We start from the raw sequence: 14,695 nt of genomic DNA, 5'->3' as shown, positions 1-14,695 counted from the left end.
GCAAATAGATGATTTCTTCACTAAAACACTTAATAAATTACTCTTTTATGTTTTAAGTTAATAAAAATATATTTCCATTTTGTTTTCTAGCCTTACTTACACTTCTTGTTAATAACCAAGTATTAATTATACGTCCCATAAGAACGTCTTGATTTTCTAAACATATACTTAGAAGAAAAATATTCCTGAACATTACACAAATACTTACAAATCCTTTAAATGCAGAAGAAAATACAAACTCTTAAAGCATACTTAACGATGATAAAATTTTAAAAAGGAGGTAATTATGAAAAATAATCAAAACTCAAACGATCCGTGCAAAAAATTCCAATTTCCCTGTTTTATTTCTATATCCCCTTGTGATCAAAGTAATTGTTGTACACCTGTTTTTTTCTCATTTTCTCAGCAACAAGAATTATTGTCCCTAATTAACCAATTAAATCAAGCTATCCTTTCTTTCTTTACCACGCCAAATCCGACAACTATACAAATACTCCAATCATCATTACAAGCGTTAAATGATTTAATCATTGCAGTACAACCAAATACTCCAAATAAAAATTTAGTTATACGAACTATCACTCAATTACTCAATTCTTTGCCCACTGCATCTCTTACTCAAATCTCTGCGTTATTCCAATTTCTATTCCAAAATTTATCTTCGCTCATTAGTTGTTCCAATATATCGGACCCATTGTTACAACAAACATTCAACTTAATTTTGCAAGGAATATTGAATAGTTCTCTATTAAATATTATCGGAATACCCGGTCCTACTGGAGCGACAGGACCTAGAGGATTTTCAGGACCTAAAGGAGCTACTGGTCCTCAAGGTGTGCAAGGAATTCAAGGGCCAGAAGGACCAGAAGGAGCTACTGGTCCTCAAGGTGTGCAAGGGCTTCAAGGACCGGAAGGACTTGCAGGAGCTACTGGACCTCAAGGCGTGGAAGGGCTTCAAGGGCCAGAAGGACCGGAAGGACCGACTGGACCCCAAGGTGTGCAAGGGCTTCAAGGACCACCTGGACCACCTGGACCCACTGGCTCTGGGACTGGAATGGGAGTTCCTGGACCCCCAGGACCGACTGGACCTCAGGGAGTACAAGGAATTCAAGGGCCGGAAGGACCAGAAGGAGCTACTGGACCTCAAGGTGTGCAAGGCATTCAAGGGCCGGAAGGACTCGAAGGGCCGACTGGACCTCAAGGTGTGCAAGGTATTCAAGGACCGGAAGGACCAGAAGGGCCGACTGGACCTCAAGGTGTGCAAGGTATTCAAGGACCGGAAGGACCACCAGGACCGACTGGAGATTGTGAGTGTCCAACAGGACCTACGGGACCGACTGGGCCAACCGGCCCCACTGGACCTGCATGTAATTTCCTTGTTTATGTTACAAACGCAGGAGCCATAGACGATCCCACAGATGATACAGTATCTGTAATTAATACCGGAACAAATACAGTTGTTGCTACAATTACTGTAGATAATGCTCCTCTTGAAGTAACCGTTTCACCAAATGGGACTCGCGCTTATGTTACTAATATTTTTTCTGATACTGTATCCGTTATTAATACTTCTACAAATTCTGTTATCGCTACCATTCCTGTTGGAAGCGACCCGATTGGTGTAGCTGTTTCTCCAAATAATACAACTGTTTATGTTGGAAATCACGGTAATAATACTGTTTCTGTTATAAATGCTGCTACTAACACAGTTGTTGCTACCATTCTTGTTGGTAACGCTCCGCAAGGAATCACCGTTTCTCCAAATGGAACCTTTGCATATGTCGCAAACGAATTAAGCAACACAATTTCTGTTATTAATACTGCTACTAATACAGTTAGCGCTACTATTCCTGTTGGCATTCGTCCTAGAATAATCGTCTTTACACTAGATGGCACTCGTGCCTATGTCACAAATCAAAACAGCAATACTGTTTCTGTTATTGACACCGCTACTAATTCCGTAATTAATACAATTAACGTAGGTACTGAACCGGTTGGTATAGATATTACACCAGATGGCACACGTATTTACGTTGTAAATAAAGTTAGTAATAATGTATCAGTAATAAGCGTGGCGACAAATACTGTAATTAATACAATTCCTGTTGCCTTATCCCCGGATCAAGTAACCATCATACCAGATGGCACTCTCGCCTACGTTACAAACCAAGGTAGCAATACTGTTTCTGTTATCAATACTGCTACAAATATGGTTATAGATACTGTTCCAGTAGGCGTTGCTCCAACTGGTATAGCAACTGGAACTATTTGTGAATAAAAAAAACAGAGAGACAAAAATATATGTCTCTCTGTTTTTTTGCGTTCCTTAAAAACTTCATATTCAAAGTCCCCCCTTGTATGAAATGAAGTAACTGCTTAACTTTACGAACGTGAAAAACAGTCACAAATTATCTATATCACGCTCTAATCATATTTTCTAATCTTCTAAAATTCTTTTATAAAATAAAAAAGCAGCTGTTAAGCTACTTTACATTCGTTTTATCCCCAAGAGAAATGATATATATATTCTCCCGTTACACTTTGATTAATCCCATTAATTCTAGCAAACCGCATTAAGTCCGCTCCTTGAAGAAAATACATCGCAAGCATTACTGGCACTTGTGACCACATAAACTGATAAAGCTCCTCGGCTCTCAAGTTTGTCGAAACAATTAAATCATTTACAGGTCCTTGATTCCATACAGAAGTTCTAACTGAAATAAACGGAAGATCCTTTCCATTTACCACTATTCTTGCCATACTTTGAGTTATGTCCATATCAATGCCCTCCATCATTACAAAAATCGGACCTGTGTATTTACTCCTATGGTTATAAATATTCTTGACTTTCATAAATGACTAAGGCAAACCTCTATTTTTCGCTTCTATTCAAATAAATTTATTTATTACAGTAAAAAACAAATGAAATTTTAGTATTACTCTCCCTCAACTTCCGTATTATTTAAATATTCCATACCCTTGTTCGCTTTAAAAATCTGGTATGCAAAATTACATATCTTATTATCTCAATATCACTTTATTAACTACAATTTGATAGAAATTCATTTGAATCACCTGACAAATCAACATTTGTAATTTAATTTCTTATTTAAAATTCCACCTTATTATTCTTAAACACTATATTCAAATAATTATATTGGGATTTCTTGTTGTATACACATCTATCTTTTTCATGTATTATATACGAGAAGAGTAAGGTAAGAGTTACTCTTTGCCATTTTAGAAAAGGTCCTGTTGGAAACAACAGGACCTTTTTTCATATAATTGAATTTCCGTTTATTTCCATAATGTTATTTATCAAAAACACTATGCCCACGTAACAAATATCTGTAAATCCATGAATATGCATGCGCTTTATGAAAAAAATAAAAAAGCACGTTATTCGTCATTTTAACGATAGCGCGCTTCACTCATCTTCTTTATTTGCTTTCTTTGATTTTTCATTCTCTTCTTTCTGGGCTTTCTCCACTGCTTTTAAAAACCCTTCCAATGCTTTTTTCGGATTATTATCATTTAGTGGGTGTAGATCCATTCCAGTTTCCTCCTCTTAGAAAGTATTCCATGAATACCAAGCTCAATAAGAAATACAAAAGCCACAGCACTCACACACCGTGGCTGAATATATAAAATAAATTGGGATTTTCGTCATTTTTGCGAATCAGCTTTACAATTACCATTGTGTATGAACATCGGTTTTTCTAGCATCTAGTTCACCTCCTTAAAAATGCAGGATTTCCCTTTCCAATATTGAATTAGTAACATTTGGAAAGGAGGTGTAACATGGCGGAAATTAAAGTGGGACTTACACAATTTTTAGACTTCACACTAAAAAGTAGTGCAGCTAAAACAAATTTTGTAAAGAATTTAAAATCTCAACCTGAATATCACCCGGTTTTTGATTACTGGAAACAATTACGAGAAACTGTTATTAAATTTCATAAAAACGAACTACCTTTTGATTGTTTTGAAACATTAGTACAAACTGTTGATCAGAAGAAAAAGCAAAACTACATTGATGTTATAAAGCAGTACAAAAAATTTATTAAAAACAAAGAAGTCTCTTGGTTTGATCCAGGTAAATCACATTGGTTATCAGATAATTTAATCGTCCGCTCATCACCTGAACTCGGTTTGCTCATTAATGATGAGCCGCATCTTATTAAACTATTTTTCAAAGGAAAAAAAGAGCGAATTGATAAATATAACATCAACTCAACACTGACATTATTAAATGAATCAACATTTTCAAATGAATATAACGATGTGAATTATACTGTCCTTAACATCCAAAAGAACAGAATGTATACGAATAACTCTATTAATAATGATCATTTAATAGCTCTTGAATCAGAAGCCCACCAGCTTTGTTATTTATGGAATAAGATATAAAGGGTATAGGTATCTCTTTCAATACCTGGTTCATCCGTAATTTGGGCACAATTTTCACAAATCTAATTCGTTTCTGTTAATTGAAGCTCACCTTCTTGTTTCTCACAAACAATGCAGGGTGGGCGTTTTTTGAAAACAGTTTCTTTACCCATTTCAACATCCTAATTTCTCCCTCTGAAAGAATAATATAATGATTTTTTTCTACTACACCTACATCCCCCCTTATTAGTCACGCTTCTTTCACCCACATTTCTTTATTTGGTTGTGATTATTGCTGGAACTCAGCTAACGCCGCCCTAATCTCTTCTCTCACAACTTCACGAATAAGTTCTTATAACGATTCCTCTAAATTCATATATGCATCCCCTACATCTTTTTTTGAATTTCCTGCTTGTTGTTTCATTCACTCATAAAATTTATGAGTAATGATCATCCACCGTTTACCTTCTCTAAGTACCGGAAAGAGATTGCTTGTTTTATCCGACATTACATTTCAGTCGCTTCATAAACATTTCATAAAAATATGTGAGGAAAAGAACGTTATAGCGATGTCTATCATGAATACAATTTGAATTACCCTACTTATAATAGTAACCTTACAATTCAGAAGTTTGACACAACCCTAGAAAAAGCTTATAAAGAAAAGTGAGGTTCCTAATATTCGTTTCTAGTTTCTAAAGTATACATCCGAAGATCATTAGCGAACGTTTAGGACTTAACAGAGTAGGTATCACATTGGACAATTACTTCCATGTTGTACCAGGACTTCAAGAAACTGCGGTGGATCAATTTGCAAACGAATTATTCTGAAAGAAAAGCTCTCGTTTGAAGTTTTCATTTCACAGCAAATACACCAACTAAACAATCAAAAATATTGATAGTGAAAAAGGAGAAACAAAACATGAAAGAAATCAAATCTGAACAGGAATTCAAAGACATCATCGCAAGTGAGGAGCCAGTAGTTGTAAAGTTCTTTACTACATGGTGCCCAGATTGCGTTCGTATGGATAACTTTATCGGAGATGTAATGGAAGAGTTCAATAAGTTTGAATGGTATTCTATTAATAAAGATGAGTTCCCAAGTATCGCTGAAGAGTATCAAGTAATGGGTATTCCAAGTTTACTTGTATATCAAAATGGTGAGAAACTAGGCCACTTACATAGTGCTAACGCAAAAACTGAAGAGCAAGTTACTGAGTTTTTAGAAGCATACTAAGATTAAAACCCTCTGAAAAATAATTTCTAGAGGGTTTTAATCTTTTTTCACAATTATCTTTTGTAGTTGTTTCGTCATTTCTTCAGAAGTGTAGTATACAGTTTCTTCATGACCAATGTACATAATTACACTCCTTTCCCCTTCATCTCCAAGGCATAAATGGATACCCTTCGTATCACTATTTTCATATGTAATTAATATATCGTATTGTGGTGTTTCGCCTCTTCTCTTTTGTTTTTTCATACCATTAAACATATTATTAATCCCATTGATTATTTGTTTGTCTTCTATGTTTAGAAAATAATTTTCATTTAATCCACCGTAGCCATTAAAAGTAGATATGGATACTTTAGAAATATTATGTTCCTTCACATTTTCGATATTTGATGAATTACACCCAGTCATTATAAGAACAATACATAGTAAGAAAAATATTAGTTTTTTCATCCTCTTACCCTCCCACCTTTTAATTGTAAATAAACTCCAATTATTTTTATACCCTAACTTTGCACTTTACAACATATTTTTCCTTCACGAAACTTTGTTATCCCCTTCTCAAAAACCTAAAAAACGTCAACAATGTTTGTATAGACCCACACGAGTTTCGTTTGGTACTCTATTTATAGAAAGAAATCCCTTGTAGAAAGGTGAGTGATTAAAATGGATACTCTTTCTCATAAAGAAGCTGATAAAGGTGCTATTGTCAGCATTATGGCCTACATATTTTTATCCTCTATGAAAATTATCATCAGTTATATTACCCTCTCTAGCGCATTACGTGCTGACGGTTTAAATAACTTAACGGATATCGGTGCTTCTTTAGCGATATTAATTGGTCTAAAAATCTCTCGTAAACCTCGTGACCCAGATCATCCTTATGGGCATTCACGCGCAGAACAAATTGCATCACTTGTTGCTTCTTTTATTATGGCAACGGTCGGATTAGAAGTTATTATTAGTGCTATTCAATCTTTTTTAAATCCGAAACAAGTAGCGCCTAATGTACTTGCTGCATGGGTAGCCTTATTTTCTGCTGTCGTTATGTACTTTGTGTATTTGTATACGAAAAAGATTGCAGCGCGCACAAAAAGCAAATCATTAGAAGCCGCTGCAAAGGATAATTTATCAGATGCTCTCGTAAGTATCGGTACAGTAGTAGGTATTGTCGGTTCGCAGTTCCAAATGCCTATTTTAGATCCTATTGCCGCTTTAATTGTCGGCCTTATTATTTGTAAAACTGCATGGGAGATTTTCGTAGAAGCTTCTCATATGTTAACGGATGGAATCGATCCAGATAAGATGGAAGAGTACGCTGGTGCTATTGAACATATTGGTGGCGTGGAAAACATCGTAGATATTCGCGCTCGTATGTACGGGAATCAAACGTACGTTGATATTACAATCGAAGTAGATGCTCGTATGGATGTTGGTGAAAGTCATTGTATTACTGATAACATCGAGGCTATGCTCCGGAAAAAGTTTGGCATTTACCATGCACACATTCATGTTGAACCAATGGAAAAAGAACCTATTATGACATAGGTTCTTTTTTAATGAACGCTTTATGAAATATAACACATAAAACGAGCCAGCTACCGCCAGCTGCCCATCCTGCTAATATGTCAGATGGATAGTGAACGCCAAGATATATTCGGCTAACTGAAATAGATAATACAACAAAGCTCGCTATAAAAATAATCAACAATTTTTTATGCAATGTAATACGTTCTTCAGTAATTGTGACGTATGCAATAAATCCTAAAAAAGCAGTAGCATTCATCGTATGACCGCTCGGAAAACTATATCCAGTTGCAGTAACAAGCTGCGTTACATCAGGTCTTGCTCGTTCGTACCATAGTTTAAGCATACTGTTTAAATAACGAGATCCATAATAATTAATTGTTAGAAGTAATGCACTAAGCAACTTTTTTCTAACGAGAAAATACATTACAAGAATGATGAGTAACGGAAAATATATTCTTTTGGAACCGATAAAAGATACCCAAGTAAAGTAGGCTGTCAAGTAATCGTTTCGAAAGCTTTGAATAAAATGCGCGACTATATTGTCAAATTTCTCAATACAAGCGGTATGATACGAAAGTGATAATACGACAAAACAAATGAGTAGCGTAAAACTTAACAAGTATAAATGTCGATATCGTTTCACATACATAACCTCACTATACAAAAAAATGGAGCGGTTGTTTTAGTTTTCCTCTCCATTTCTTTTTTATGCATAGTTTATTTAAAAATATAATTGTTAATTTTTTCTTGCATTGTTTGAATATCTTCATTCGTTACTGTAAAGCGAATCACTTTCTCGTCTAGATCAAGCGCTTCTGCAAATAAACCTGCTAATCCGCGAGATTTTCTGTCTACTTCCATAATAATCTCTAGGCGATCGTAAGCGCTTGGTAAGATTAATAATTCTAGTTCATCTAATTTCCCATAATACTCTCCGGAAACAGGAACAAACTCAAATTCTTGTGCAAACGGAACTTGCTTACGTAATCGATACGGTAATTCTTCACATTCTATATGACGCGCTTTAAAACCTAATTGATTTACACTCTCTAACACACTATTTAATAGTGCATTGGGCAACACTTGAATGTAATCACGATCACTTGGATCTATACTGCGTTTAATATCAAGACCTGTATGCACCCAAACTGTTTTCATTCCAAGTGTAAGCGGGGTTTCAACTGGCATTATAAATGAAAATGGAATTTCTATTTTTTCATTCGGCTCAACAGAAAAAGGTTCTGTTAAACGAACTCGCTCTAAATCATATGTTGCTGTTACTTTTTTATCATCCACTTCTCGTACATACGACGTCGATAATGTTAAGTAAATGCTTTCAATTTGTTGGCTAACTGAACCACCAGTTATATGAACCTTCCCTAGTATCTCTTCTCCAACAATATACTCATCTTTTTCAAGAACTGTATCTACTTTTGCATTACCAATACCAACACTTGCTAAAAACTTTTGAAACACGGAACCTCCATCCTTTCTAAAGCAAAAGCTATATCTTTTTTTAAATCTTGTACATTCTCATAGTACGGCGTTTTTATTTGTAACATTCGCATAAGCATTTCACGGTTATAATTTTCCAAAGTTAATTCGTCATACCATGGTTTTTCATGTTTTTCATTAGATTCATAGCCTGCATATAATAAAAATAACGAGAAATGACCAAGCGCATAAAAATCGCTACGAAAGTGAACTTCTCGCATCAAAGCTTGTTCACCTTCATAAGCTGTAGCTCGTTCATCACCCTCACCCTTCAATTTAGCTAATCCAAAATCAATAATACTAATTTGGTTTTCTTTCATTAATATGTTTGGAATGCGTAAATCTCGGTGAATTATACCTTTATTATGAAACACCGATACAATTTCTAATATTTCATATAAAATTTTTAAAACTTCACGTTCTGTATATACATGCCCATCTAAGAAAATATAATCTTCGAAATTTTTACCAGGCATATATTCCATCACGAAAAAGCTTTTTTTCTCCCATACGAAATGATCATATAAACTAGGAATTGCATGATGATTTAATGTTTGTAAAATCATTTTCTCTTGTTCAAATGATTTTCTACCTGACTCATACCTTTGTTTACTCTGTCTTAATTGTTTTAAGACTTTATTTCTATTTATTTGTAAATCATTAACGACATATGTAACCCCATAACTGCCCATTCCAATTACTGATTCAATTTTATAACGTTCTGCAACGATTGTATTTTTTCGCAGTGGTCTATCAAATAAAGCTAGTATACGACGCCATTTCATCAGCTACTTGAAAAGAAGCTACGACTTTTACGTTTTCTTTTATAATGCTGATGCCCATAACCAGATGAACGTCGTTTATAATCGCTACTTGAATAAGAGCGACCTCTATGGCGATAATCACTACTAGAATACGAACGATTTTTTTTCCTACCTAATAAAGAATCAATAATTTTTTTGAACATCCCTTCACCTCTTGAGTAAAATTTCCTTTTAATTATACCAATAATTTCCGAATATATTTGTGACAAGTTTGTAAAGAGTAAAAAACGACGAGTTAAGCCCGCCGTTACTTTCACTCATCCTCTTCATCAAAAACTTCATCAATCATACATTTCTCTAATAAATACTCAAATGTAATATCTGCGAGATCTTCAATTTCTTCTCGTTTTGGGACGTACCCTCTTTCAATTAGTTGCTCATAAAAAAACTCCGCAATCTCTTCCGTATCAATTACGACCTCAATTTCCTTCATGAGCATCACTCCTTTATTTCTGTTTTATGAAAAAATCTCAAAATTATGTATATGAGATTAGAAAAATAGTTTTTCTTTTTTTATAGGTCATATCCTTTGGACGAGATGCATACGATGGTAGTACAAGCTATCAAAAAGGGGGATTTAATTATGGAATACCAATATGAGGTAGAACAAGAAGTAGGGCAAACAAAAGAAGAGTTCATGCATGAAGATCAATGGGCAGACTCTCTTATTAAATGGCTTTTTATTTTTTTAATAATTGTAGGCATACCTTATACTGCATATGTTGTTGTTCAATTCATTCTCTCTTTCTAGTTAACTATTTTTTCTCTGTCAATTTAACTAAATAATTATGAACAACATCCATAACAATTTTGTATTCTTCATCTTTAAATGTATCGAATAACAATTGATAATCGTTATAAATATCAAGTAATCCATCAATGATCTCTTGACGATTTGTCTTAACACTCACTTTTTTTGAGTTGTTAATTGACTTTAATTTTCCTAAATCTAATTTATTCATACCAGCTTTATCTTGTTTCATTTTCTTCAAAATTGCATTTGCCGTTTGAGCATTAGCAAGTAACGTTAAATCTGACTCATCCGCTTCTAACCATTCACCATCCGTAATTCGTGACAATTCGTATATAGTATCTTCCCATGCGTCATTTTTATATCTCCATACTTCTGTACGAAAACCAACAATTCGAAACACATCTTTATCGTATCCTGTTACTTGCACGAGATCACCAAATGTGAAATTATAATTTAATTCAATCCACTCAGTTTCACCTTTTTTCATATCTTGCTCTGAAACGTGCTGCAACGTTTGCTCTACGTAAAACCCATCGTGATTATTGACTTCGTAAACGTAAACTCCATCTAAAACCTTCATATTTGTGATTTTACCAACGGTTCCATATAGCGTAATCACGACTATGTCCCCTACGTTATATTTAGGTTGCTTTTTTCTCGCCATCTATATCTCTCCTTTTTTTGACGTCGTGATTTTGATAACAGTATATGCAACCTACATAAAAACGCTTATCACAGAAGCGTATATTCATAAATTTTTTCAATAAAAAATATCACCGTATAAAAAAATTATTTACAACGTAAAAAAAAGCTAGCAAATAGACTAGCTTCACGTCAAAAAATTCATATAGTTCTTATCTCTCTTGTATGTATAAATCCCAAGCTTCATCAAATATAGACATACTTTCTAGCAATCCACTTAACTCTAAGTATGAACTAATTTCATCATAATCTTCAGATTGCTTTGGAAAGCTTAAATCATCATACATTGCTTCTGCTAAATTCGATACTTCATTACTAAATAAAGCTGCACGATGCTTCATCATATAGTGGTAAAATGTCTTTTTCAAAAATATTCCCTGCCTTTCTAACTTGGATACATTATACAAGGCAAAAAAGAAAAAAACCAGCATAAAAGCTGGTTAAAAGTCGAAATAATTTCTTTTTAATAGACGTGGTCTTCCCATTAATTCTTCATATGTTAGTTGTTTTGGTAGATCTTTCGTATAAATTAGAAACAATTGATCTTCTATTTCTTTCACTGTTTGATCTGCTTGATAGTCCATACCACATGAGGAACAAGAAATGCATGGTGTCTCTTGGATTTCAATGGCTTTCGTACCATCTGGTAATTCCCAATATACAGTATTCAAGCTTTCTTTCGCTTCTGTACTGTCACACCACATACAATTCATACTGCATCACCCTCATTTTTTTTGTCGTTTTCTTCTAATTTAGCCATTTGCGATTGATACTTTTTATCTTTAAGTTGATCACGCTTATCACGTTTATCTTTTAGTGATGCATGAGTGTCATTATCTTCATAGTCTTTACGACGGCTCATACGCTGTAAGTCGTCTGGAACAAGGTTAAATTTCTTATCACTCATAAGACCTGCGATACCAACATCTGAACGTTTTTCTTCGTAGTTTGGATAGATTTCTTTAAAGTACCCTTCTGCTCTTCCTGGGATATAGCTCTCTGGCTCTGGATACGTTGTAATAACACCTTCAAAGTTACGAAGCACAACTTTATCTGCACTTTGCGAAATTAAATAGTTTGGTTGAAGCGCAATTTTCCCGCCGCCTCCTGGTGCATCTACAACGAATGTTGGAACCGCATAACCAGATGTATGACCGCGTAAACCTTCAATAATTTCAAGACCTTTAGATACTGGTGCACGGAAATGACCAATACCTTCAGATAGATCACATTGATAAATGTAGTATGGACGTACACGGATTTTTACTAAGTCATGCATAAGTTTTTTCATAATTGGAACGCTGTCGTTAATACCAGCTAAAATTACTGCTTGGTTTCCGACTGGAACACCAGCATTCGCTAGCATTTCACATGCTTTTTTCGATTCCTCTGTAATTTCAATAGAAGTATTGAAATGTGTATTTAACCATACTGGATGGTATTTTTTAATAATGTTACATAAGTTTTCTGTAATACGCTGCGGGAATACTACCGGCGCTCTCGTTCCGATACGAATAATCTCGACATGCGGAATCTCTCGTAAATTTTTTAATACATATTCTAAAATTTTATCGTTAATAAGAAGACCGTCTCCACCAGAAATTAATACATCTCGTACTTGTGGTGTATCACGAATGTAACCAATTGCATCATCTAATTGTTTCTTCGGCACACCCATTCCAATTTGTCCACTAAAACGACGGCGTGTACAGTAACGACAATACATAGAACATTGATTCGTTACTAAGAACAATACGCGGTCTGGGTAACGATGTGTTAGACCTGGAACTGGTGAATCTTCATCTTCATGAAGCGGATCTTCTAAATCATATTTTGTTTTATATAACTCTTCCGAGATCGGTACAGATTGCATCCGAATCGGACAGCGTGGGTCATCAGGATTCATTAGCCAAGCATAGTACGGTGTAATATTTAACGGGATCGTTTTTGTTGAAATTTTAACGCCTTCTTCTTCTTCAGGTATTAAATTAATCACTTTCTTTAAGTCATCCAAAGTTTTGATCGTATTCGTTAATTGCCAAACCCAGTCATTCCATTGCTCTTCAGTAACATCCTTCCACAACTCGATATCCTTCCAGTGACGATTTGGTTTGTATACATCATGTAACATTGCTATTCCCCCTTTTTATACGCTCATCCTTTATATAAGCAATAGTTATGCCAACTTTACATTATTGATAAGTAAATGTACGGTGAACGCTATTACATAAACGAAAAAATATTTGTAAGCACTGTATAAAATCCATACATACTATCATATTCATTACTTTTTATATATGTAAACGCTCTTTTATTGGTGCAAACACACAAAAACCGCCAATTATTCGGCGGTTTTGTCGTACTTACTCAATTTATATTGAAGCGTTTGGCGAGGGATACCTAACATTTTTGCAGCTTGTAATATATTCCCTTCCGTTTCAATTAACGCTTGATCTATTAATTCCTTTTCTGTTTGATGAAGTGCTTCTCTAAGTGGCAATATGCTCTTCTTCTTTGGCAAATTCTCTTTCCGAAATGTACGCGGTAAACAATTGGCTGTTAGTGTATCCCCTTCTGCAATAATGACAGCATGTTCAATCGTATGTTTTAGCTCACGAACATTGCCAGGCCATTGATAAGCTTGTAGTCTTTCTTTCGCTTCCTTATCCATTTGAAGTACACCTTTTTTATAACTTTTATTATATTCGTTCAAAAAATAAGACGCTAATAATAAGACATCCTCAGTTCTTTCACGTAGCGGCGGAATATACAATGAAAAGACATTTAATCGATAATATAAATCAGTACGAATTTTATTCTCTCTTAAACATATTTCTGGTGGCTGATTCATTGCAGTAATAACGCGAACATCTACTTTTCTCGTCTTATTATCACCAATTCGACGAATAACACCATCTTCTAATACACGTAGCATTTTCGCTTGTAAATCGAGAGGCATTGAATTCAGTTCGTCTAAAAACAATGTCCCACCATCTACAAGTTCAAATAATCCCGCTCGTTCAATTGCCCCAGTATAGCTACCTTTCGTCGTTCCGAACAATAAACTTTCTAATAGCGACTCTGGCAAAGCTGCGCAGTTTTGTGCAATAAATGGCTTGTTCTTCCGTTTAGAAGCTTCATGAATCGCTTGTACAAATAACTCTTTCCCTGTTCCTGTTTCCCCATATATTAAAACATTTGCATCAGTTGGCGCTACTTTTTGTGCTAATTCTTTCGTCTGTTTAAATCGAGCATCATCCGTCACAATCGTCTCAAATGCAACATGCTTTTTAATTACTTTTTTTCTAGATGACCGCTTTATTTTTGACTGCAAATCTACAATTGTATCCGTAAGTTTTTGAACTGTGGAATAATCCTTTGCAATTTCAACAGCCCCAGCAATATTTCCATCTATAAAAATAGGTAACGTCGTATTTACTGTACAAATGTCTTCCCCATTTAAATTTTGATAATGCTGAACTTGATGAACGATTGGTTTTTTTGTATCTAACACTTTCATTAACGTACTCGTTTCCCTAGATAAAGAAGGAAACGCTTCTAACAAATGTTTTCCTAACACTTTTTCAATTTTTGACCCATCGTGTTTTGCAGCTACAGTATTATAGAAAATTGTAATACCATTTTCATCTACTGCGTGTATAGCCTCATCAATACTGCCCAAAATCGCTTCAATGACTTCTTGTGTCGAAACTGCTAGCAATGTCATCCCCCCTTTTGCCGAAAATCCAGCAATCACATGCCGAATTTCCG

The 14,695-nt window shown here is 34.8% G+C and carries 18 protein-coding genes; 5 read left to right on the top strand and 13 right to left on the bottom strand.

The annotated features are described in order from the left end of the window. The first annotated feature begins 286 nt into the window (after positions 1–286). The gene (locus ACU8YW_RS11165) at positions 287–2,278 is read left to right on the top strand and encodes a collagen-like repeat preface domain-containing protein (protein WP_426933697.1); all 1,992 of its coding nucleotides are present in this window, start codon (positions 287–289) and stop codon (positions 2,276–2,278) included. A 221-nt stretch (positions 2,279–2,499) separates the two neighbouring features. Here the strand turns inward: ACU8YW_RS11165 and ACU8YW_RS11160 are convergent, their stop codons facing one another. Next, positions 2,500–2,853, bottom strand: coding sequence for a hypothetical protein (locus ACU8YW_RS11160; protein ID WP_088063282.1), 354 nt, complete (start codon positions 2,851–2,853; stop codon positions 2,500–2,502). Positions 2,854–3,427: 574 nt separating this feature from the next. After that, entirely contained in the window at positions 3,428–3,553 is a 126-nt protein-coding gene (locus ACU8YW_RS11155) for a hypothetical protein (protein ID WP_255288454.1), read from the bottom strand. 248 nt (positions 3,554–3,801) lie between these two features. Here ACU8YW_RS11155 and ACU8YW_RS11150 point away from each other — a divergent pair, with 248 nt between their 5' ends. Together ACU8YW_RS11150 and ACU8YW_RS11145 are read left to right on the top strand one after the other, a co-directional pair. Then, positions 3,802–4,410: a hypothetical protein gene (locus ACU8YW_RS11150; RefSeq protein ID WP_098649470.1), complete on the top strand. Its 609-nt coding sequence runs from the start codon at positions 3,802–3,804 to the stop codon at positions 4,408–4,410. Between the two features lie 901 nt (positions 4,411–5,311). Next, positions 5,312–5,626, top strand: coding sequence for a thioredoxin family protein (locus ACU8YW_RS11145; protein WP_000658777.1), 315 nt, complete (start codon positions 5,312–5,314; stop codon positions 5,624–5,626). A gap of 36 nt (positions 5,627–5,662) precedes the next feature. Here the strand turns inward: ACU8YW_RS11145 and ACU8YW_RS11140 are convergent, their stop codons facing one another. Continuing rightward, positions 5,663–6,073, bottom strand: coding sequence for a YhfM domain-containing protein (locus tag ACU8YW_RS11140; protein WP_088063280.1), 411 nt, complete (start codon positions 6,071–6,073; stop codon positions 5,663–5,665). 213 nt (positions 6,074–6,286) lie between these two features. Here ACU8YW_RS11140 and ACU8YW_RS11135 point away from each other — a divergent pair, with 213 nt between their 5' ends. Further along, positions 6,287–7,168 carry a cation diffusion facilitator family transporter gene (locus tag ACU8YW_RS11135; protein ID WP_142291726.1) on the top strand — a complete coding sequence of 294 codons (882 nt, stop codon included), beginning with the start codon at positions 6,287–6,289 and terminating at the stop codon, positions 7,166–7,168. On the opposite strand, the gene ACU8YW_RS11130 is transcribed toward ACU8YW_RS11135, so the two are convergent. The 5 genes from ACU8YW_RS11130 to ACU8YW_RS11110 all read right to left on the bottom strand — a co-directional run bounded on the left by ACU8YW_RS11130 (position 7,158) and on the right by ACU8YW_RS11110 (position 9,901). Then, the gene (locus tag ACU8YW_RS11130) at positions 7,158–7,793 is read right to left on the bottom strand and encodes a phosphatase PAP2 family protein (protein ID WP_000833364.1); all 636 of its coding nucleotides are present in this window, start codon (positions 7,791–7,793) and stop codon (positions 7,158–7,160) included. The genes ACU8YW_RS11135 and ACU8YW_RS11130 overlap by 11 nt on opposite strands. A 74-nt stretch (positions 7,794–7,867) precedes the next feature. Continuing rightward, positions 7,868–8,626 carry a sporulation protein gene (locus ACU8YW_RS11125; RefSeq protein WP_088063278.1) on the bottom strand — a complete coding sequence of 253 codons (759 nt, stop codon included), beginning with the start codon at positions 8,624–8,626 and terminating at the stop codon, positions 7,868–7,870. Further along, complete coding sequence (locus ACU8YW_RS11120) at positions 8,608–9,429, bottom strand: serine/threonine protein kinase (protein ID WP_088063277.1); 822 nt, start codon at positions 9,427–9,429, stop codon at positions 8,608–8,610. Before ACU8YW_RS11120 ends, ACU8YW_RS11125 begins: the two co-directional genes overlap by 19 nt. Continuing rightward, positions 9,429–9,611, bottom strand: a complete 183-nt coding sequence (locus ACU8YW_RS11115) for a hypothetical protein (protein ID WP_000473373.1) — start codon at positions 9,609–9,611, stop codon at positions 9,429–9,431. Before ACU8YW_RS11115 ends, ACU8YW_RS11120 begins: the two co-directional genes overlap by 1 nt. A 110-nt stretch (positions 9,612–9,721) precedes the next feature. Beyond that, the gene (locus ACU8YW_RS11110; protein WP_000658451.1) at positions 9,722–9,901 is read right to left on the bottom strand and encodes a YozD family protein; all 180 of its coding nucleotides are present in this window, start codon (positions 9,899–9,901) and stop codon (positions 9,722–9,724) included. Between the two features lie 150 nt (positions 9,902–10,051). Here ACU8YW_RS11110 and ACU8YW_RS11105 point away from each other — a divergent pair, with 150 nt between their 5' ends. Next, complete coding sequence (locus ACU8YW_RS11105) at positions 10,052–10,219, top strand: DUF3930 family protein (RefSeq protein ID WP_000456535.1); 168 nt, start codon at positions 10,052–10,054, stop codon at positions 10,217–10,219. Between the two features lie 4 nt (positions 10,220–10,223). Here the strand turns inward: ACU8YW_RS11105 and yodN are convergent, their stop codons facing one another. From yodN to rocR, 5 genes are all read right to left on the bottom strand, one after another. After that, complete coding sequence (gene yodN / locus ACU8YW_RS11100; RefSeq protein WP_000101496.1) at positions 10,224–10,886, bottom strand: germination protein YodN; 663 nt, start codon at positions 10,884–10,886, stop codon at positions 10,224–10,226. A gap of 190 nt (positions 10,887–11,076) precedes the next feature. Continuing rightward, on the bottom strand, positions 11,077–11,292 hold the full coding sequence (locus ACU8YW_RS11095; protein ID WP_000750728.1) for a YozE family protein: 216 nt from the start codon (positions 11,290–11,292) through the stop codon (positions 11,077–11,079). A 72-nt stretch (positions 11,293–11,364) separates the two neighbouring features. After that, positions 11,365–11,637 carry a YokU family protein gene (locus ACU8YW_RS11090; RefSeq protein ID WP_000995761.1) on the bottom strand — a complete coding sequence of 91 codons (273 nt, stop codon included), beginning with the start codon at positions 11,635–11,637 and terminating at the stop codon, positions 11,365–11,367. Further along, entirely contained in the window at positions 11,634–13,055 is a 1,422-nt protein-coding gene (kamA, locus tag ACU8YW_RS11085) for a lysine 2,3-aminomutase (RefSeq protein WP_000902134.1), read from the bottom strand. Before kamA ends, ACU8YW_RS11090 begins: the two co-directional genes overlap by 4 nt. A gap of 210 nt (positions 13,056–13,265) precedes the next feature. Continuing rightward, positions 13,266–14,651: an arginine utilization transcriptional regulator RocR gene (gene rocR / locus ACU8YW_RS11080; protein ID WP_087982480.1), complete on the bottom strand. Its 1,386-nt coding sequence runs from the start codon at positions 14,649–14,651 to the stop codon at positions 13,266–13,268. Positions 14,652–14,695: the final 44 nt, after the last annotated feature.

The sequence above is a fragment of the Bacillus pretiosus genome (genome assembly GCF_052947655.1).
The sequence above is the reverse complement of the archived record's forward strand: the minus strand, read 5'-3'. Positions and strand labels throughout refer to the sequence as shown.